We start from the raw sequence: 18,877 nt of genomic DNA on the forward strand, positions 1-18,877 counted from the left end.
GAAGATGACGTTCTTCCTGTCCGGGCTCTATCTCCTGCCGGAGTCGAAGAAGCGGCTCTACAAGCCGCCGAACAATAGGGTCGGCGCCTCCGACATCGGCTATCTCACCGACGACCACATCAAGGAGACGCTGAAGTACGTCCGCCAGGCCTGGCTCGAGGGCCATGAGATCGGCACGCACTTCAACGGGCACTTCTGCACCGGCACCGGCAGCGTCGCCAACTGGACGCCCGCGCAATGGCACAGCGAGATCGACCAGGCCGCCTCCTTCGTCAAGGAATGGCGCACGAACACCGGCTGGACCGATCTGCCGTCGCTGCCCTTCGACTACGACAAGGAACTCGTCGGCGGCCGTACGCCCTGCCTCCTCGGCCAGAACAATCTGCTGCCCGTCGCCCGCGAGCGGGGCTGGCGCTACGACTCGTCGTCACCCGGCGGATCACAGCGGTGGCCGGAGAAGCGCCTGGGGGTGTGGGACCTGCCGCTCCAGCAGATCCCGTTCCCCGGGCACTCCTTCGAGGTCCTGTCCATGGACTACAACGTCCTGGCCAACCAGTCGAAGAACTCGACGCGGGCACCCTCGTACAACTATCCCGGCTGGCGCACCCAGGCCACCCAGTCATACCTCGCCGGCTTCCGGCGCGCGTACGAGACGAACCGTGCGCCCTTCTTCATCGGCAACCACTTCGAGGAGTGGAACGGCGGCATCTACATGGACGCCGTCGAGGAAGCCCTCAAGGCGATGGCCGGGAAGAAGGACGTGCGCCTGGTCTCCTTCCGGCAGTTCGTCGACTGGCTCGACGTCCAGGACCCGGCCGTCCTCGCCAGGCTGCGCGGGCTCGAGGTGGGCCAGGCGCCCGCGGGCGGCTGGAAGAGCTTTCTCGGCAAAGCGACTCAGTGACAGGTCAACAGAGAGATGGAGAAAAGAAGTTGAGCGTGAACCGGTTGAACCTGAAGTGCGCATCGGTGAAGTACCTGTCCGTGACGGGCGTCGTGGCCCTCGCCGTCCTTGCGGGCCCCGCGGCGGCAGGCGCCGGCGCCGTGAGCCCGCACGGCCCGCAGACACCCGGGGCCGCCGCGAGCGCGGCCCCGCGTCCGACACTGACGGCGAAGGCGACCGTGGGCAGCGTGCGCGCCTGGCAGCAGTTCCGCGTCTACGGAGTCAGCCACCACATGCGGACCGGCACGCGCGTGACGCTGCAGCAGAAGCAGGGCAAGCGGTGGGTGTCGCTCCCCGCGTCGGTGAACACCACGCGCGCGGCCACGTACAACATGCGGGTCAAGCTCGGCCTCAAGGGCCGCAATTCCCTGCGCATCGTCGGCGGCGGCGCCATCTCGCCCGTCGTCACCGTGACGGTCCGCTGAACCGTGCGGTCACGCCCTCACAGCGCGCGTCGACGCGTCAACGCCTCACCCTGGACGTCCCTCTTCCCCAGTCCGGTACGGGGCGCGAGCGCCAGGACGCCGACCTTCCCGGTGTGCCGGTTGCGCTGGACGAGGCGGGCGGCTTCCGCGGTGTCCTGGAGGTCGTACGTCACCGACAGGGCGGGCCGGATGTGGCCGAGGTCCAGGAGGCGGGCCACCGCGGCCTGTTCCTGGAGGTTGGCTCCGTGGCTGCCGATGACACGCTTGAGGCGCATCCAGAGGTAGCGGTTGTCGAACTCGTGGAGATAGCCGGTGCTCGATCCGCAGGTGACGACGGCGCCACCCCGGCGGACCACGAACACGGAGACGCCGAAGGTCGCCCGGCCGACATGCTCGAACACGATGTGCGGGTCCTCCCCCACCGCGGCGCGGATCCGCTTGCCGAGCTTCTTGCCGACCGCCGCCGGATCGTCCGGGGCGTCGCCGGTCAGACCGACCTCGGCTCGGTTGATCACCGCATGGCAGCCGTAGGCGCGGGCGCGTTCCGCCTTCTCCTCGCTGCCGACCACGCCCACCGCGATGCCGCCGCCGTTGCGCACGAGCTGCGCGGCGTACGCGCCGAGGCCGCCCGCGGCGCCCCAGATCAGCACGATGTCGCCCTGCGTCATGCGCGCGCCGCGGTCGCTGACCAGCATGCGATAGGCGGTGCCCGCGCACAGCGGGTTGCCTGCCGCCTCTTCCCAGGTCAACTGGTCGGACTTGGGAAGCAGTTGACTGGCGCGGGCCACGCAGTAGTGGGCGAGGCCGCCGAAGTTGGTCTCGAAGCCCCAGGCAAGCTGGGAGTCGCCGAGCATGCCGTCGGCGTGGGTCGCCGGTTCCTCGTCGTCGACGTAGGCGGGGGTGACCACGACCTCGTCGCCGATGCTCCAGCGGCGCACCCCGGCACCCGTACGGACGACGACCCCGGCCGCGTCCGAACCGACCACGTGATACGGCTGATCGTGCCGCGCCGCCCATCCGCCTTTCGCACCGAAGTGCCGCAGAAAGGCAAAGGTGGATATCGGCTCGAACATCGCCGACCACACGGTGTTGTAGTTGATCCCGCTCGCCATGACGGCCACCAGGACTTCGTCCGGGGCGAGTTCCGGCATCGGCACGGAACTCACGTGAAGTGTCTTACGGACGTCTTTGTCCGCCACCCCCGTGAAACTCTCCACATCTTCTTTCCTCAGATGCGCGGCGGTGAATTCGGCGGGTACGGGAAGCCGGCGCAACTCGTCCGCGCCGGCTCCCGTGACGACTGCCTCTGCGAGCACATCCATGACGCTCCTCCTTCGGCACAGCTGGACAACGATGTGGGTTCGCGCGGTGCGGATTCGTGCATTGCGGATTCGTACAGTGCGGTCCCATACAGTGCTGCGGAACACCCTCCCCCACAAGCCGATCGGCTCCAATCCACCAGGATCGCCAATCGATCCGTCGTACGGTCATCACTTTCCGAGTAGAGGCCTTTCCCTTTCCCTCGCTAATGTCCGGCTCATCCGCACGGAAAGGTGAGTGGACCCATGGCAGAAGAAGGCACGAACGCCGCTCGGGGCGAACGGATGGGCACGGCTGACCGGGTCGTGGTGGGGGTGTTCGTCGGCATCCCCTTTGTCGCGGTGATCGCCTCCGTCGTCGTGCTGTGGGGCTGGGGCGTCACCTGGCACGACCTGGTGATCGGCGCGGTGATGTACGCCGTCGCCGTGCACGGCATCACGATCGGCTACCACCGCCTGTTCACGCACAAGGCGTTCAAGGCAGCCCGCCCCCTCAAGATCGCCCTCGCGGTGGCCGGGACGATGGCCGTCGAGGGCGACGCGATCACGTGGTGTGCCGATCACCGCCGCCATCACCGGTTCGCGGACCGGCCTGGAGACCCGCACTCCCCCTGGCGGTTCGGGACCTCCGTGCGCGCCCTGCTCAAGGGCATGGTCTGGGCGCACGTGGGCTGGACCTTCAACAACGACAAGACGGACCAGCGCAAGTACGTCCCCGACCTCCTCGCCGACCGTGACCTGGTCCTGGTGGCGCGCTGGCAGCCGCTGATCGTGCTGTTCTCGTTCGGCGCGCCCGCGGTGGTGGGAGGTCTCTGGGGTGAGGGCGCCTGGGACTCCGGAGCCGCCTGGTCCGCCTTCTTCTGGGCGGGCCTCGTGCGCATCGGTCTGCTCCATCACGTCACCTGGTCGATCAACTCGATCTGCCACATCAGCGGTGACCGGCCCTTCCGGGTCCGGGACCGCTCCGGGAACGTGTGGTGGCTCGCCCCGCTCTCCGGAGGCGAGTCCTGGCACAACCTCCACCACGCCGACCCGACCTCCGCCCGGCACGGGGTGCTGCGCGGCCAGCTCGACTCCAGCGCCCGCCTCATACGCCTCTTCGAACTCGCCTCGTGGGCAAGCTCGGTGCGGTGGCCGGACGAGCGGCGCATCGCCCGCCTCTCCGCCGACGTCAGGACGCCCCCGCGGGAAGCCCAAGGCCCGCCGCCAGCGTCGGCCAGGAAGCCTTGAACTCCCGCTGCCAGGACGGCCAGGCGTGCGAGCCGCCACCGTAGAAGTGCACGGTCGCCGGGACACCGGCCCGGTCCAACTGCCGGGCGAAACCGTGCGCTTGGCCCCACAGGGTGCCCTCCAGAACCGCCCCTTCGAGGTTGCCGAAGTCGCTGCTGGGGATGCCGCTGCCCTGGGAGACGTAGAGCCGGGTTCCCGCGAGGTGCCCGGCCAGGGCCGCCGGGTTGTGGCGGTTCCAGTTCTCGCGGTGCAGGAAGGGGCTGCCCCACAGGGCCGAGGGGAGCTGGAGCTCCCGGGCGACGATGGCGTTCATCACCGTCGGCATGCCCAGGGCCGTCGTGTCCAGGACGCCGCTGTACGAAGCGGCCGCGCCGAAGGTGCCGGGGTGCCGGGCGGCGAACGCCATGGCGCCGTAGCCGCCGGTGGAGACTCCGGCGACGGCGCGGGTGCCGTTCGCGCGGTAGGTGTCGCGGAGCAGGCCCGTCAACTCCTCGACCTGGAAGGCCTCGTAGTCGGGGGCCGAGGGGCTGCCGTGGTTCCACCAGTCGGTGGGGATGCCGGTGGGACCCGACGCCGGGATGACGGTGATGACGTCCTTGTCGGCCAGGAACTCCTCGACGTCCGTCTCGCGGGTCCAGGAGGTGTAGTCGTCGTGCGCGCCCTGGAGGAGGTAGAGCACGGGCCAGGTGCGGTCCGGCAGTTCCTTGAAGCGGGTCGGCAGGATGACGCGCACCGGGAGCTCTTTGCCCACGGCGGGTGAGGCGATGGTGAGGTCGACGGTGCGGGAGTCGAGCCACTTCTCGCCGACGACCCGCGGGCCTTCGGCGGCTCGGGCCGCCGTCGACGACACGGTGGGCGACCCGAGGGCGGTGGAGGTGCCCAGGGCGCCGCCGGTGGCGAGGAGGGCGGTGACCGCGGCGATGGCGGCGAGTTTCCTGCGGGGCCTGCGGTGCTTCTGCGGCATGGTGGTCCTCTCTTTTCGGCAGGAGTGCGTGCGGGCGCGGCGTGCTGGGCACGGCGTGCGGGCGTGCGGATCAGGCGTCGGGCAGGTCGCGGTTCAGGAGCCCCGCGAGCGTGTCCACCACCGGAGGGTCGAGCAGGGAGAGATGGTGGCCCGGCAGCGGCGTGACCGTGAGGTCGGTGCAGTGGACGTCCCAGCCGAGGCTCGCGTCGTCCCGCTCGTAGCGGACGTCGCGCACGGTGTGCGGGGCCGGTTCGGTCGCCCGGTAGAGGAGGGTCCGGCCGGTGTATGGGCCGGGCGTGTGGCGTTCGCCGCTGCGCAGGTCGAGGGCCGAGGTGCGCTGGTGGTCGAGGATGGCCTGGGGCAGGTCGACGGCCTGCTCGAGCAGCTTCATGACGAGGGCGATCTGCTCGGCGTCGTCCCGGCGCGCCAACTCCTCGTAAGGCAGCGGGAGCTGGGTGCGGTAGGTGCGCGCCATGTGCGCGGCGAAATCGGCGTACCGGCGGTGGGCTTCCTCTACCGGGGTCAGGCCCGGTGGCAAGGGCAGGGGCAGTACGGAGTCGAGCAGGACCAGGGCGCTGACCGTGCCGTGCGGCGTGAGGAGCCGCGCGGCCTCCTGGGCCAGCAGGCCGCCGTAGGACCAACCACCCAGCATCCAGGGCCCGTTGGGAGATGTCGCACGCACGCGTTCCGCGAAGATCTCCGCACGCGGCCCGACGTCCTCCGGGGCGGCCAGCCGGTCGAATCCGTGGACGGGGCGGGTGCCTGCCAGCCGTTCGGCGAGGCGTGCGTACACCTCCGAGGTGCCGCCCGCCGCGTGGGCCAGGAAGAGGGGGGTGCCGTGGCCCGTGTCGGCGAGGACGCGGAAGGGCCCGCCCGTGCGCCGACCCCGGGATTTTCGGGGAGCTTCGCCTCGCCCCCGCCCGTCGGGGCGGCGGTCCGGCAGCAGCTCCGCGACCCCCCTCGGCGTCGCCTGCCGCAGCAGCACCCCGGGCTCCACATCGACCCCGAACTCCCGCTCCACAGCGGTCCGGATGCGTGCCGCGGTGAGCGAGTCGAGGCCCAGGTCGGTGAGGGGAGTGTCGGCGTCGATGCGGTCGGGGGTGTAGCCCATGACGTCGGCCACGCAGCCGCGGAGGCGGTCGAGGGGACCCATGGCGTCCGTGGCGCTCGGCAGGTGACGTGGCTCCTCGCGCGGGCCCGGCGCCTCCCCCACCCAGAAGCGGCGGTGGCGCCAGGCCGGTGGCGGGATGTCGGTGATGCGCGCGCCCGGATGCAGGCGCCGGCGGGGCGCCGTGAGGCCCACGCCTCGTACGAGCAGAGAGGCCAGGGACGTACGGAAGATCAGCGCGTCGTCGGTGTCGCGGCGCAGGGTCGGCAGGATCAGCGATCCGTCGGCGCCCGCGTCCCGCAGCGTCTCGGTCAGCGGGTGCAACTGCGTGGGATGCGGGGCCACTTCGACGAACAGCCGGTGGCCGTCGTCCACGGCGGCGCGCACCGCCTGCCGGAAGCGGACCGGGCGCCGCAGGTTCGCCACCCAGTAGTCGACGTCGCAGGGCGCCTGGTCGCGCGGGTCGGCGAGGACCGTGGAGTAGCGGCGGCAGCCGGGCCGCGCGTGCCGCACGGTGCCGAGTTCCCGGGCGAGCTCGGCGAGCAGGGGGTCGACGTCGGGCGAGTGCCCCGCGCCGGTGACGCGCAGGGATCGGGCGAAGCCGCCCTCCCGGGTGACGTGCTCGATGAGGGCGCGCACATCGTCGGCGGAACCGGTGACCACGCTCTGCGCGGGCGACGCGTGGACGGCGACCTGGAGCGTGCGGAGGTCGGCGGCAAGCGCCTCGACGTGTTCGCCGGGGCGGTCCACCACGGCCATGGCGCCACCCGTGAGCCCGGCCAGAAGCCGCGATCGGATCGCGACGACGCGTGCGCCGGTGGCCGCGTCGAGGGCGCCGCAGGCGACGGCCGCGGCGATCTCCCCCATGGAGTGGCCGATCACGGCGGCGGGTTCGAGGCCGTACGACATCCACAGTTCGGCGAGGGCGACCTGGATCCCGTAGAGGGCGGGCATGACCACCGCGGGCGATGTCAGATCGGCGCCGGGATCCATGCAGTCCCGCAGGGAGATGCCCGCGTGCTCGCGCAGCAGTGGCTCCAGGCGGTCGACGGCGGCTGCGAACTCCGGTTCCGCGGCAAGGAGTTCGCAGCCCATGCCGGCCCACTGCGACCCGTATCCGGAGAACACCCACACGGCCCCGGGACAGGCCCCGGGCTCCGACGCGCCGACCATCACCCGCCCGTCCGGCTCCCGCCCGGCCAGGTGAGCCAGCGCCGTGGTCAGCTCCTCCCGGCCGCGGGCGACGACCGCGGCCCTGTGTCGGCCCCGGCCCACGCGGCCCGCCAGGGTGCGGGCCAGGTCCGCCGGGCGGACGGAGCGGCCGTCGGGCCCTGTCAGCCACTGGGCCAACTCGCCCGCGTACGCGCGTACGCGGTCCTCGGTGACGCCGTCGAGCAGGGCGATGGCGGGGGCGGTTGCCGCGGGGCGTGGGCCGTGCGGCATGCGGTGTTCCCCCAGGACCACGTGGGCGTTCGTGCCTCCGAAGCCGAACGCCGAGACGCCCGCCCGTGCGGTGCCCGAGTAACGGGGCCACGGCTCGGGGCCCGTGACGACGCGCAGGCCCAGTGCGTCGAGGTCGGTGTGCGGACCCGGTGCGGTGAAGTGCGGGTGGGGCGGGATCTCGTCGTGGTGCAGGGCGAGGACCGTCTTGATGAGCCCGGCGATGCCCGCCGCGGCTTCCAGGTGGCCGATGTTGGTCTTCACCGAGCCGATGAGCAGCGGCTGGTCACCGGCGCGCCCACATCCCGCGCCGAGCGCGGCCGAGAGCGCGGAGGCCTCGATCGGGTCGCCCAGAGCGGTGCCCGTGCCGTGAGCCTCGACGTAGTCCACGGTCGCGGGACCGGTGTCGTGGCACTGGGCCAGGAGCGTGCGTTGGGCCTCCGCGCTGGGGGCCGTGAGGCCGTTCGAGCGGCCGTCCGAGTTGACGGCGGTGGCCTCGATGACGGCGAGCACGCGGTCGCCGTCGCGCTCGGCGTCGTCAAGGCGCTTGAGGACCACGACGCCGCAGCCCTCGCCGCGCACCATGCCGTCGGCCGATGCGTCGAAGGCCTTGCAGCGGCCGTCGGCGGCCAGCGCCCCCGCGCGCTGGAAGCCGAGTGTCACCGCGGGTGAAAGCAGCAGGTTCACCCCGGCGGCGAGCGCCATGTCGCTCTCGCCCGCTCCCAGGCTGCGTACCGCGTGGTGCACGGCGACCAGCGATGAGGAGCACGCCGTGTCGACCGCCATGCTCGGCCCGCGCAGGTCCAGGAGGTAGGAGAGACGGTTCGCGGCGATGCTCAGGGCCGCGCCCGGCGGTGTCCAGGCACCGACCGACTCCGGGTCCGCGGTGGTGAGATGGGCGTACTCGTTGCCACTGATGCCGACGAAGACCCCGGTACGGGTGCCCGCGAGGGACGGCGCGGGCAGTGCCGCGTGGTCGACGGCCTCCCTGGCGACCTCCAGGAGCATGCGCTGCTGGGGATCCATGGCGGTCGCCTCGTCCGCGCCGATGCCGAAGAACTCGGCGTCGAAGCCCGCGACGCCGTCGATGTCCCCGACCCCGCTCCCGAGGAAGCCGCCGTGCCTGCTGATGTCGACCGGCAGGCTCGTCCCCTGCCGCACGAAGGGTGCCCAGCGGTCGTCGCCGACGGTGCCCACGGCGTCGCGGCCCTCGCTCAGGAGCCGCCAGAAGGCGGCGGGCGAGGTGACGTGGCCGGGCAGCCGGCAGCCGATGCCGATGACCGCGACCGGCGTGTCGCCTTCCGTGGACGGCGGGCCGGCACGCGTCACGGGGGACGGCGCGCCGCCGTGCTCCGGTTCGCCGCGCGCCACCCGCTCCGAGAGCGCGCCGATCGTCGACGCCTCCCAGAGCAGCGTCGCGGGCAGCCGGGTGCCCGCCAGGTCGCTGAGGCGCGCCGTCAGGACGACCGCGTCACGGGAGGTGAGGCCGAGTTCCGCGAGCGGGCGGTCGTCGGCGATGTCCTCGGCCGCGAGGCCGTACCAGGCGCTCAGGCTCTCGACGATCGCGGCGCGAATTTCCGCATGGCCCGCCGCCCTCATCGCGCGCCGCCCTTGCCGCCCTGGCCCCCCTCGCCGCCCCGGCCCCCCTCGCCGAAGGCGCCGAGCAGATGGCGCGCCCGACCCGCCGCTCTGGCCACCTTGCCGCTGCTCGTCCTGGGCAGCGAGCCCGGCGGGATGAGGAGGAGTTCGGCGAGGCGCAGTCCGTGCCGGGCCCGGACGGCGGCCGTGGCGGTGCGCAGGGCGGCGAGCAGGTCCTGCTCCGTGGGCTCCGCGCCGCGCCGGTGCTCGGCGACCACGACCAGGACGTCGGTCTCCGTCCCCGTCCAGGGCACGCAGAACGCGGCGATCCGGTCGCGGCGCACGAGGTCGACGGCCGACTGCACGGTCTCCTCGATGTCCTGGGGGTAGTGGTTCCGGCCGTCCACGATGATCAGGTCCTTGAGCCGCCCGGTGACGTACAGCCTGCCTTCGTGGAGTGCGCCGAGATCCCCCGTGCGCAGCCAGCCCGCGTCCGAGGTGGTGGCGTCGGGTGGGCGGACGCCGAACACCTCCTCAGAGAGCCCGTTGCGCTTCCAGTAGCAGAGGCCGACGTTGGGGCCGCGGAGCAGGATCTCGCCGACCTCGCCCGGCTGCTTCGAGGCGCCGGTCGCCGGGTCGGCGATGCGCAGCTCCTGCCCTTCCGGGGTGCCGCAGGCGACCAGGTGGGTTGCTTCCCGGTCCGCCGACTCCCGCTGGACGAGCCTGCCTTCGGACAGGGCGAGCGGATCGCACGCCAGGACCTTGGGCGGCGCGGCGAACGTGTCGGTAGTCACGAACACCGTGGCCTCGGCGAGTCCGTACGCCGGGCAGTGCGCGGCGGGCGCGAGTCCCGCGTCGGCGAACGCGTCGCGGAAGCGGTCGATCGTGCCGGGGCGCACGGGTTCGCTGCCGTTGATGAGGACCTTGACGCGGTCGAGGCGCAGTTCGGCCGCCTCGTCCCTGTCGATCCTGCTCGCGCAGTAGTCGTAGGCGAAGTTGGGGGCCGCGCTGATCGTGCCGGGATACGCGGCGAGCAGCCGCAGCCAGCGCACCGGGTGCTCCAGGAAGGCGACCGGATCCATCAGGACCGAGGGAAAGCCGCCCACGACGGGCGCGGCCACACTCAGGACGAGGCCCATGTCGTGGAAGAGCGGCAGCCAGCCGACCGTCGTGTTGCTCGCCGCGTCGGCCGCGAAGGCGTCGATGGCCTGGCGGGCGTTGGCCACCACGTTGGCGTGGCTGATCACGACGCCCGCCGGGCTTCGGGTGGAGCCGGAGGTGTACTGGAGGTAGGCGATGTCGTCCGGTTCGAGCCGCTCGGGCAGAGCGACCGGGGTCATCTCGCCGGGACGGTCGACCAGGACGACCGGCACCGGGGGAAGCCCCTGATCGGCCATGAACCGCCCGACCCCGGCGGCGGCACCCGTGTCGGACAGTACGCACGCGGGCTCGCAGTCGGCGAGCACGGCCGCCAACCTGCCGTCGTGCCCCGGGAGTTCGGGGCCGAACAGCGGTACCGCGATCACCCCCGCGTAGAGACAGCCGAGGAAAGCCGCCGTGTAGTCGAGGCCCTGCGGGAGCAGCAGGGCGGCCCGTTCGCCGGGGCCCGCGACGGCCGCGACCCGCCCGGCGATCGCACGGGCGCGTACGTCGAGGCCCTGCCAGCCGAGGGTGTGGTGCAGGCCGGGGGAGGTCGGTTCGGGGAACTCCACGTAGGTGAGGGCGCGTTGGTGCGGACGGCTCGCGGCCCAGTGCGCCAAGTGGTCGGTCAGCAGCGGGCCTTCCGGCGGCTGGAGGTTCTGCGGTCGTGACATGGCGGCTCCAACTGGACTGCGCGGGGGACCGGGACAGGCGTCGCGGGGACCAGGACAGGCGTCGCGGGTGCCCGGGACGAGTGGTGCGGGGAACGGAACGAGCGGTGTGCGGACCGGAACGAGCGGTGCACCAGGTTCCGCCCGGATGTGACCCGTGAGTAAGACGGCTTGCTGACAGATCGTCTGACACCCTCTGTCACTCGGCTGACAAGCCCCCAGGCCGGATTCGGCGTCGCGGGCAGCAGCGGCACCCCTCGTGGCCCCGGAGAATCCGGCAGCGGAACCGCATCGCGATCGAGGGGAGCCGCACGTGGGCCGGGCCAGGCTGACCGCTCTTCTGGCGCTGCTCGCCCTGGCCGGTTTCATCACGACGCTCGACAACACCGTCATCAACGTCGCGCTGCCCACGGTCCAGCGCGACCTCGGCCTGACCGTCACGGACTTGGAGTGGGTGGCCACCAGCTACGTACTGAGCTTCGGCTCGCTCCTCCCGGCCGGGGGCCGGCTCACGGATCTGCTCGGCCGACGGGCGATCCTCGCCGCGGGGGTCGTCGTCTTCACCGCGGCCTCGCTGGCGGCCGCCCTCGCCGACAGCGGCGGAACGCTCATCGCGGCGCGCACGGTGCAGGGCGTGGGTGCGGCGCTCGTGATCCCGGCCTCGCTCGCGGTGGTCGCCGCCGATCTGCCCGCCCGCAGGCGCGCCATGGCGGTGGGCCTGTGGACCGCGGCGCTCGCGGTGGCGCTCGCGCTCGGTCCCGTGGTGGGCGGGTTCGTCACCGAACGGTGGGACTGGAGCTGGGTGTTCCTCCTCAACGTCCCGTTCGGTGTCCTCGCCCTGCTCCTGGTGCCCGCCGTCCCCCGGGCCGTCACTCGCGTGCGGCGCGGCCTGCTGCCGCTCCTCGACCTGCCGGGCGTCGCACTGTCCACGACCTCGCTCTTCCTCCTCACGTACGGCCTGGTCAGGGGCGGGGAGCACAGCTTCAGCACACCACCCGTGCCGCTCTGCCTCTGGCTCTCGGCAGCCACGGGAATCGCGTTCCTCGTCGTCGAGTCGCGGACGTTTCTGCCGCTGGTGGACCTGCGGCTGCTGCGCAGCCGTTCGCTGAGCGGGGGCGCGGCGGCACAGGTGCTGTGGGGCATCGGCGTCAACGGCGTGTTCTTCTTCACCGCGCTCTACCTCCAGCGGGTGCTCGGCTTCTCCCCCACCAAGGCGGGTCTCGCCTTTCTGCCGCTGGCCGGTGCGCTGCTCGTGACGACGCCGTTCGCCGAGCGCGCGGCCAAGGCGGTGGGGGCGCACTGGTCGATCTCCGGAGGGCTCGTCCTCGTCGCGGGTGGCCTGGTCTGGGTGTCGGGGACCGGGCTCCACGCGCAGTACTGGGACCTGCAGCCGGGGCTGCTCCTGATCGGCGCGGGCTCGGCCCTGACGACTCCGCTGACGGTACGCTCCGTCGCCGATGTGCCCGCGACGCGCACCGGCATGGCTTCGGGCCTGGTGAGCGCGGCCCGTGAGATCTCCGGCGTCTTCGGGGTCGTCCTGGTCGGCGTGGTCCTGACCCGCACGGAACGCACGGCGCTGCGCGACGGCGCCGACCCGCGCAGCGCCTTCCTTGACGGCTACGACACGGGGCTTCAACTGGCGGCGCTCTGCGTCCTGTTGGGTGCCGTCGTCACCGCCGCCACGCTGCGGCGGCCCGCGCGGCACCGGCGTCCTGCCGGGAGGCGTCCCGTCCGCGCGGGCGTAACGGAGTGATCTCGTCCCTGGAACCGGGGAGGACCCATCAGGTGTAGTGGCCACATGAAGTACGAAGGGGCAGCTGATCGCCGCCAGGGCTTCCGGTGGCGAGGAGCTCGCGGTCTCCTCGCCACCGCGCTGGTGATGGGCACCGTCACGGGCGCGCGGAACCACGTGGTCGATCCGCCGATCCCGGACAGCGCCTGCCAGGCGTCCGGGGTGGCGCCGTCCACCACGTCAGGAGCCGTCGGCCGGGTGGGCACGCCCGCCCCCGACCTGGACGGCGACGGCCACCCCGATCCGGTACTTGACGTACCGGCAGGAAACGGAGACGTCTACCAGACCGGACGGATCGCCGTACTGCGCGGCTCGGCGCAAGGACCGCGGCCCGACCACCCGACGGTGTTCACCCCCAGGGACTTCCGGCTGCCCGAACACGACGGCATGACCGACGGCCCCTCCGGCCCCACCGTCGCCGACCTGGACGGCGACGGCCACCTCGACCTGGTCGCCGGGGCGAGTGCGCATGTGCAGTGGGGCGGCCCGCACGGCCCGGACCCCGATCACCGGTCCGCCCGCATCCGGCTGCCGCACGTCGGCAAGGGCCAGCCCGTGCGGATCAGCGAAGCCAATGACATCTACGACGCCCCGCCGGTGGCCGGGGACTTCGACGGCGACGGCCACACCGATCTGGCCACCTACCGCACCGGCCTGCACAAGCGGCACCTTGTCGTGCTGCACGGCCCGTTCACGCGCACCGGAGCACCCGCGCGGACCGGCGAGCGCGCCGACCCGGACCCACGGGGTGCCGACGCCGTGGTCGGGCTGCGGCTGATCGCGGCGGAGGTCACCGGCGACGACGCCACCGACCTGCTCGTGTACAAACCCGGGGATCCGGGCAAGCCCCTGCTGCTCGACGGCGGTGCCCGCACCGCGACCGGCCTGGTCGAGGAACCCGAACCGCTGCCGCGGGGCGAGAGCGTCGCCATCGGCGACTTCGACGGCGACCGCAGGCCCGACATCGCGCTCGGCGACAGCGGCATCCCCGACGACGAGGAGCTGGAACCGGCCGACCGCAGGGGCCTGGTGACCATCCGCTACGGCAAGGCGACCGAAGCCCCCGCCGTCATCGAGGGCGGCGCCCGCAAGGGCGGCTTCGGCATCGGTCTGGTCGCCGCGGACCTGAACGGCGACGGCTGCGACGATCTCGCCGTCCGCAGCGCGGGCGACCGCGAGGGCGCGACCGGCAGCGTCGACGTCCTGCGCGGCGGCTCCTCCCCCGGCCTGGGCTCCAACCCCTGGCGTCACCTGTCACGCTCCCGCCACGTGCCGGACCCCGATCCCGTCAATCCGCAGCACTGGTCGGGCCTGCCCGTGGGCGCGGCCGATCTCGACGGCGACCACCGCGACGAACTGGTCCTGTCCACCGCCTATCAGCCGGACTTCGGCCGGGACTGGTGGATCACCGACGGCGCGGGAAGGGACATGGTGTCCTTCGACGCCGGGGACCTGGCGCGCTAGGCCCTGTCCGGCGCGTCCGTCACGTACCGGTGCAGTCGGCCGGATGCCGCCAGCATGGCGGTGGCGCGCGCCGTGACGCCCGCGAGGCGTTGCGCGATGGCCGCACGGAGCGCGTCGGGGCTGCCCGTCTCGCGCAGGCCTTCGAGTACGGCGTGGATCTGGGGCAGGGGGTAGTGACCCTGCCGGAGGATGCTGACGATGCGGGCGTCGCGTACGTCGGCGGGGCTGAACCAGCGGTAGTGGGTGCCCGGTTCGCGCTCGGGTGCCAGGAGGCCCGCCGATTCCCACACCCTCAGCGCCGAGGTGCGCACGCCGAGGCGGGCGGCCACCTCGCCGATGCGCAGGCGCTGCGGCGCGTCGGGGGAGGCGTCGGGCTGCGGGGTGTCGTCCGGGGCCTCCTTCGCGACGGCTTCCAGCGCCTCGCCCGCGGCCCGGAGGGAGAGCCGCTGCTCGTGCAGTGCGACGTGCCCTGCGTCGATGAGGGTGAGCGCCAGCGGGATGTCGTCCGCGTGGACGGCCCGCATGATCGCCTGTGCGGTGTCGGGGCCGTACGCGGGCAGGAGCGCGCGGTAGGTGAGCAGGGCGTCGCGGTGGCGTGTGTCGAACCTGCGGTATCCGGCGGGCGAGCGCGGGGTGGGCGGCAGGATGCCCGCGTCGGCGTAGTTGCGGATCTGCTGGGTGGAGACACCGGCGGCGCGCGCCAGATCGACGGGGCGCAGTGCCGTCCCTGCTCGGCTCATGAAGAGATCTCTCCTGACTTCGGTCGGTCCTCCGAGTTGAAGGTTAACCGCCAGGAATCCCGGAGTATGCGGGGGACTCTCGCGCAAAAGTCTCAACGGGCACTTCAATGGAACACTTGAAGGCATGGATGCCAGCAACGCCACTGCCGATTCGATCCGCATCAAGGGCGCGCGCCTGCACAACCTCAAGAACGTCTCTCTCGCCGTCCCCAAGAATCAGTTCGTCGTCCTGACCGGCCTCTCCGGCTCCGGCAAGTCCACGATCGCCTTCGACACCCTGCACCGGGAGGGCCAGCGGCAGTATCTGGAGTCGCTCGGCCTGGTCACCACCTTCGTCAGCAAGCCCGCGGTCGACTCGATCACCGGGCTCTCGCCGTCGATCAGCGTCGACCAGCATCTGACCAACCGCAGCCCCCGGTCGACGGTCGGTACGGTCACCGAGGTCTTCACGTATCTGCGCCTGCTGTGGGCGCGCATCGGCCACCGCCCGTGCCCGGCCTGCGGGCAGGACGTCCCGCCCGCGTACCACGTGAGCGGCGACGAGCTCTGGGACGACGAGCCGTCCGGCACGGAACCCGCCGACGGCGCCTCGCCGGAAGAGCAGCCCGCGCTCCCCTGCCCGCACTGCGGGGCGCCCGTCCCGGGCATGGTGATGGGGACGTTCTCCTTCAACAAGCCCGCCGGTGCCTGCGCGACCTGCACCGGCATCGGCACCGTCTTCCAGGCAGATGTACGGCGTCTGGTCGACGACGGTCTGAGCGTCGCCGGGGGCGCCGTGCGCGGCTGGCTCCCCGTGCTGACCGCGCGCAACATCCCGATCCTGCGCGCCGCCGGTGAGCACTACGGCTTCCCCTTCGACCCGGACGTGCCCGTACGTGAACTGGGCGATGTCCAGCGGGCCTTGCTCCTGTACGGCGTGGTGAGCGAGGAGTTCCGTGAGCACTTCCCCGATGCCGCACCGCCGACGGCGGTCAGCCGCGGCCGCTTCGAGGGCGTGGTCACGGCGATGCTGCGGCGCTACGCCGAGCGCATCGATGACGCCGCCTACCGCGAGAAGACGGAGAAGTTCCTCGTCAACGACGTCTGTCCGGACTGCGAAGGCACCCGCCTGCGCCCGGAGAGCCGGCGGGTCACCGTCGCCGGGCTGACCATCGTCGACGCGTCACACCTGCCGCTCGACGAACTGGCCGAGTGGATCGACGGCCTGCGGGCGCGGGTCACGGATGACGGGGCCTGGCAGGTCACCGAGCCCATCGTGGACGACCTGCGCGAGCGCGTGCGCCGCCTGGTGGACGTGGGTGTCGGCTATCTGACCCTGGAGCGGGCCACCCCCAGCCTGTCGGCGGGCGAGACCCAGCGCCTGCGCCTGTCCTCGCTGCTCGGCTCGGGCCTCACCGGCGTCCTGTACGTCCTGGACGAACCGACCATCGGGCTGCACCCCGCGGACACCGCACGCCTGGTCGACGTCCTGCGCCGACTGCGCGACCTGGGCAACACGGTCCTGGTCGTCGAGCACGACCTCGACGTGCTGCGCGCGGCCGACCACGTCATCGACGTCGGGCCCGGCGCGGGCCGCGCGGGCGGGCACATCGTGGCCGCCGGTTCTCCGGACGAGGTGGCGGCGACCACCGGCTCGGTCACCGGCGACCATCTGTCCGGTCGCCTGGCGATGCCGCTTCCCGCGCTCCGCGCGCCCGCGTCCGGCGCCGAGTTGGTCATCCGCGGGGCACGGGCGCACAACCTCAGGAACGTCACCGCGCGGCTGCCGCTCGGGCGGCTCGTGGCGGTGAGCGGCCCCTCGGGCTCGGGCAAGTCATCCCTGGTGCTCGACATCCTGGGCCGTGCCGCGCGGCAGCGTTTCCACGGGGCGAGCGACGCGCCGGGCCCCCATGACGGGATCGAGGGCTGGGAGCACGTCGACAAGGTCGTGACCATCGACCAGCAGGCGATCAGCCGGGTGCCGCGGTCGAACGCGGCGACGTACTCGGACGCGTTCACTCCGATCCGCGAGGCGTTCGCCGCGAGCGCCGACGCGCGTCAACGGGGGCTCACCGCAGGGCACTTCTCCTTCAACGTGGCGGGGGGCCGCTGCGAGAGATGCACGGGTGCGGGCGTGCTGACGGTGCAGATGCACTTCCTGCCCGCCGTGGAGGTGCGCTGCCCCGCCTGCCGCGGCCGCCGCTTCCAGCGCGATGTGCTCGCCGCTCGATACGGCGGCCACGACATCGCGCAGGTCCTCGACATGACCGTCGACGAGGCGCTCTCACTGTTCGCCGCCGTGCCGGGAGCGGCGACGCGACTCCAGCGGATGTCGGACGTCGGCCTCGGCTACCTCCAGCTCGGCCAGCCCGCGACCACGCTCTCCGGCGGCGAGGCCCAACGCGTCAAGCTGGCCAAGGAGTTGGGCCGCCGCGCCACCGGGCGCACCCTGTACCTCCTGGACGAGCCCACCACCGGTCTGCACGCCGCCGACACGGCACGCCTGCTGGGCGTGCTGCAGCGCCTGGTCGACGCGGGCAACACCGTCGTCACCATCGAGCACAACCTCGACGTCATCCGTGCCGCCGACTGGGTCGTCGACCTGGGCCCCGAGGGCGGCGCGGCGGGCGGTGAGATCGTGGCCGAGGGCACTCCGAAGGAGATCGCGCGGGCGAGCGGGTCAAGGACGGGGGCGTTCCTGGACGGGGTGTGACGCGACGTCGGAGGTGCCGCGGAAGCCGTCGTCGGCGGCGCCGATGACGGTCACGAAGCCGTCCGGGCCGAGCACCGCCACGTCGCCCGTGCGAAGCCACCCACCCGGCAGCAGCCCCCTGCCCGTCTCCGCCGGGCCTGCCCAGTAGCCCTCGCAGACCTGTGGCCCGCGCACCAGGAGTTCACCGGCACGTCCTGGCGGCAACTCGACCGCCGGGGCGCCCTCCTGGCCGATGCGGACCTCGGTTCCGGGCAGGGGGAGGCCGGACGTGCCGGGGCGGGCGTTGGCGCCGCGCGGATTGGCGAGGACTGCGCCCGCCGCCTCCGGGATGCCGTAACCCTCGACGAGCACCGCGTCGACGGAGTCCCGGATGCGGTCGGCTGTCTCGGCGTCCAGGGTGTCGGTCAGCCAGGTCCGCACGGTGGCGAGGGCCTCCAGCTCGTGGGTGGGGCGCTGGAGAAGGAGTCGGCAGTAGGCGGGTTCGGCCGCCAGGAGGGTCGCCTTGCGGCGGCGTGCCGTACGCAGGAGCAGCAGCGGATCCGGGGTCGGCAGCAGGACGGCGCGCGTTCCGGTGAGCAGCGGCGCGGTCAGGCCGAACAGCGCCCCGCGCGGACGCCACAGCGGCGTGACGACCAGAGCGGTCTCCCGGCCGTCTCGCAACTGCGGGTGCCACAGGGCCTGTTGGTAAGCCGCCGCGACCAGGTTCGCGTGCGTGAGCATGACCGCCGGCCCGTCGGCGCCGCCGTACGCGAGGACGGCGAGATCACCTGCCTTCGGCCCGCCATCGCCCGGCACGGGCCGGACCGGCTTGCGTAAACGGCCGCGCGGCCCCGGCCACTCCCCGTCGACAGGGACGGTGACGACATCGCGGACGCGGGTGTCTGCGCGCACGGCACCGATCCGTTCCCTCGCGGAGTCGTCGGCGATGACCAACGCCACGCCCGATTCAGCCAGTTGATGTCTCAGCACCTGCCGCGGAGCCCCCGGATCGATCGCCACCACGACCGCTCCGAGCCGCAGCACCGCGTGCCACGCGATCGCGAACCAGGGGCAGTTGACCAGCACCAGCGCAACCCGGTCACCTTGCCGGACGCCCAGCGTCCGCAACGTATCGGCGCAGGCGCCCACCGCGCGGTGCAGCCCCCTGAACCCGGAGCGGCCTCCATGCCGCCGGGCCGCCGTGTCGAGCAGATCGGGGAGCGTGACGTCGGGGACATGCAGGCGGTGCGGCACGCCTGCGGCGTAGAAGCGGAGCCACGGTCGTGGGTCCGGGGCCGTCACCTGGGGCTCGGTCATGACCTGATCGTGGCGCAGGAGGGCGGACAGCCACTTGTCCCCCACGCACAGTTCCGGCCGCGCGGGCTGTGGCTGCAC

The 18,877-nt window shown here is 72.6% G+C and carries 12 protein-coding genes; 6 read left to right on the forward strand and 6 right to left on the reverse strand.

The genetic code is table 11. The features are described 5' to 3' along the window. Positions 1 to 901, forward strand: a 901-nt coding sequence (locus AC5P1C_RS13775) for a polysaccharide deacetylase family protein (RefSeq protein WP_493866069.1), incomplete at its 5' end; no start/stop codon positions are given. A 35-nt stretch (positions 902 to 936) separates the two neighbouring features. Continuing rightward, positions 937 to 1,365, forward strand: a complete 429-nt coding sequence (locus AC5P1C_RS13780) for a hypothetical protein (protein ID WP_493866070.1) — start codon at positions 937 to 939, stop codon at positions 1,363 to 1,365. 17 nt (positions 1,366 to 1,382) lie between these two features. Here the strand turns inward: AC5P1C_RS13780 and ccrA are convergent, their stop codons facing one another. Further along, the gene (gene ccrA / locus AC5P1C_RS13785; RefSeq protein ID WP_493866071.1) at positions 1,383 to 2,687 is read right to left on the reverse strand and encodes a crotonyl-CoA carboxylase/reductase; all 1,305 of its coding nucleotides are present in this window, start codon (positions 2,685 to 2,687) and stop codon (positions 1,383 to 1,385) included. A 243-nt stretch (positions 2,688 to 2,930) separates the two neighbouring features. Between ccrA and AC5P1C_RS13790 the strand changes: the two genes are divergently transcribed. Continuing rightward, the gene (locus AC5P1C_RS13790) at positions 2,931 to 3,914 is read left to right on the forward strand and encodes an acyl-CoA desaturase (RefSeq protein ID WP_493866072.1); all 984 of its coding nucleotides are present in this window, start codon (positions 2,931 to 2,933) and stop codon (positions 3,912 to 3,914) included. On the opposite strand, the gene AC5P1C_RS13795 is transcribed toward AC5P1C_RS13790, so the two are convergent. From AC5P1C_RS13795 to AC5P1C_RS13805, 3 genes are all read right to left on the reverse strand, one after another. Beyond that, entirely contained in the window at positions 3,856 to 4,878 is a 1,023-nt protein-coding gene (locus AC5P1C_RS13795; RefSeq protein WP_493866073.1) for an alpha/beta hydrolase, read from the reverse strand. The two genes, AC5P1C_RS13790 and AC5P1C_RS13795, sit on opposite strands and share 59 nt — an antisense overlap. 70 nt (positions 4,879 to 4,948) lie before the next feature. After that, complete coding sequence (locus AC5P1C_RS13800; RefSeq protein WP_493866074.1) at positions 4,949 to 9,025, reverse strand: acyltransferase domain-containing protein; 4,077 nt, start codon at positions 9,023 to 9,025, stop codon at positions 4,949 to 4,951. Then, positions 9,022 to 10,818 (reverse strand): fatty acyl-AMP ligase, encoded by a 1,797-nt coding sequence (locus tag AC5P1C_RS13805; protein ID WP_493866075.1) that lies wholly within the window; start codon positions 10,816 to 10,818, stop codon positions 9,022 to 9,024. Before AC5P1C_RS13805 ends, AC5P1C_RS13800 begins: the two co-directional genes overlap by 4 nt. A gap of 310 nt (positions 10,819 to 11,128) precedes the next feature. Here AC5P1C_RS13805 and AC5P1C_RS13810 point away from each other — a divergent pair, with 310 nt between their 5' ends. Together AC5P1C_RS13810 and AC5P1C_RS13815 are read left to right on the forward strand one after the other, a co-directional pair. After that, positions 11,129 to 12,568 (forward strand): MFS transporter, encoded by a 1,440-nt coding sequence (locus AC5P1C_RS13810; protein ID WP_493866076.1) that lies wholly within the window; start codon positions 11,129 to 11,131, stop codon positions 12,566 to 12,568. A 45-nt stretch (positions 12,569 to 12,613) separates the two neighbouring features. Continuing rightward, the gene (locus AC5P1C_RS13815; RefSeq protein ID WP_493866077.1) at positions 12,614 to 14,071 is read left to right on the forward strand and encodes an FG-GAP and VCBS repeat-containing protein; all 1,458 of its coding nucleotides are present in this window, start codon (positions 12,614 to 12,616) and stop codon (positions 14,069 to 14,071) included. Here the strand turns inward: AC5P1C_RS13815 and AC5P1C_RS13820 are convergent. Further along, positions 14,068 to 14,811 (reverse strand): MerR family transcriptional regulator, encoded by a 744-nt coding sequence (locus AC5P1C_RS13820; protein WP_493866078.1) that lies wholly within the window; start codon positions 14,809 to 14,811, stop codon positions 14,068 to 14,070. The two genes, AC5P1C_RS13815 and AC5P1C_RS13820, sit on opposite strands and share 4 nt — an antisense overlap. A gap of 124 nt (positions 14,812 to 14,935) precedes the next feature. Between AC5P1C_RS13820 and uvrA the strand changes: the two genes are divergently transcribed. After that, positions 14,936 to 17,503, forward strand: a complete 2,568-nt coding sequence (gene uvrA, locus AC5P1C_RS13825; protein ID WP_493866079.1) for an excinuclease ABC subunit UvrA — start codon at positions 14,936 to 14,938, stop codon at positions 17,501 to 17,503. Here the strand turns inward: uvrA and AC5P1C_RS13830 are convergent. Beyond that, positions 17,471 to 18,799: an AMP-binding protein gene (locus AC5P1C_RS13830; RefSeq protein WP_493866080.1), complete on the reverse strand. Its 1,329-nt coding sequence runs from the start codon at positions 18,797 to 18,799 to the stop codon at positions 17,471 to 17,473. The genes uvrA and AC5P1C_RS13830 overlap by 33 nt on opposite strands. Positions 18,800 to 18,877: the final 78 nt, after the last annotated feature.

The sequence above is a fragment of the Streptomyces sp. A18 genome (assembly GCF_059026065.1).

Excerpts from the sequence above, each read along its gene's own strand:
- ccrA (WP_493866071.1), bottom strand. The coding sequence starts at position 2,687 with ATGGATGTGCTCGCAGAGGCAGTCGTCACGGGAGCCGGCGCGGACGAG.
- AC5P1C_RS13790 (WP_493866072.1), top strand. The coding sequence starts at position 2,931 with ATGGCAGAAGAAGGCACGAACGCCGCTCGGGGCGAACGGATGGGCACG.
- AC5P1C_RS13795 (WP_493866073.1), bottom strand. The coding sequence starts at position 4,878 with ATGCCGCAGAAGCACCGCAGGCCCCGCAGGAAACTCGCCGCCATCGCC.
- AC5P1C_RS13800 (WP_493866074.1), bottom strand. The coding sequence starts at position 9,025 with ATGAGGGCGGCGGGCCATGCGGAAATTCGCGCCGCGATCGTCGAGAGC.
- AC5P1C_RS13805 (WP_493866075.1), bottom strand. The coding sequence starts at position 10,818 with ATGTCACGACCGCAGAACCTCCAGCCGCCGGAAGGCCCGCTGCTGACC.
- AC5P1C_RS13815 (WP_493866077.1), top strand. The coding sequence starts at position 12,614 with ATGAAGTACGAAGGGGCAGCTGATCGCCGCCAGGGCTTCCGGTGGCGA.
- AC5P1C_RS13820 (WP_493866078.1), bottom strand. The coding sequence starts at position 14,811 with ATGAGCCGAGCAGGGACGGCACTGCGCCCCGTCGATCTGGCGCGCGCC.
- uvrA (WP_493866079.1), top strand. The coding sequence starts at position 14,936 with ATGGATGCCAGCAACGCCACTGCCGATTCGATCCGCATCAAGGGCGCG.
- AC5P1C_RS13830 (WP_493866080.1), bottom strand. The coding sequence starts at position 18,799 with ATGACCGAGCCCCAGGTGACGGCCCCGGACCCACGACCGTGGCTCCGC.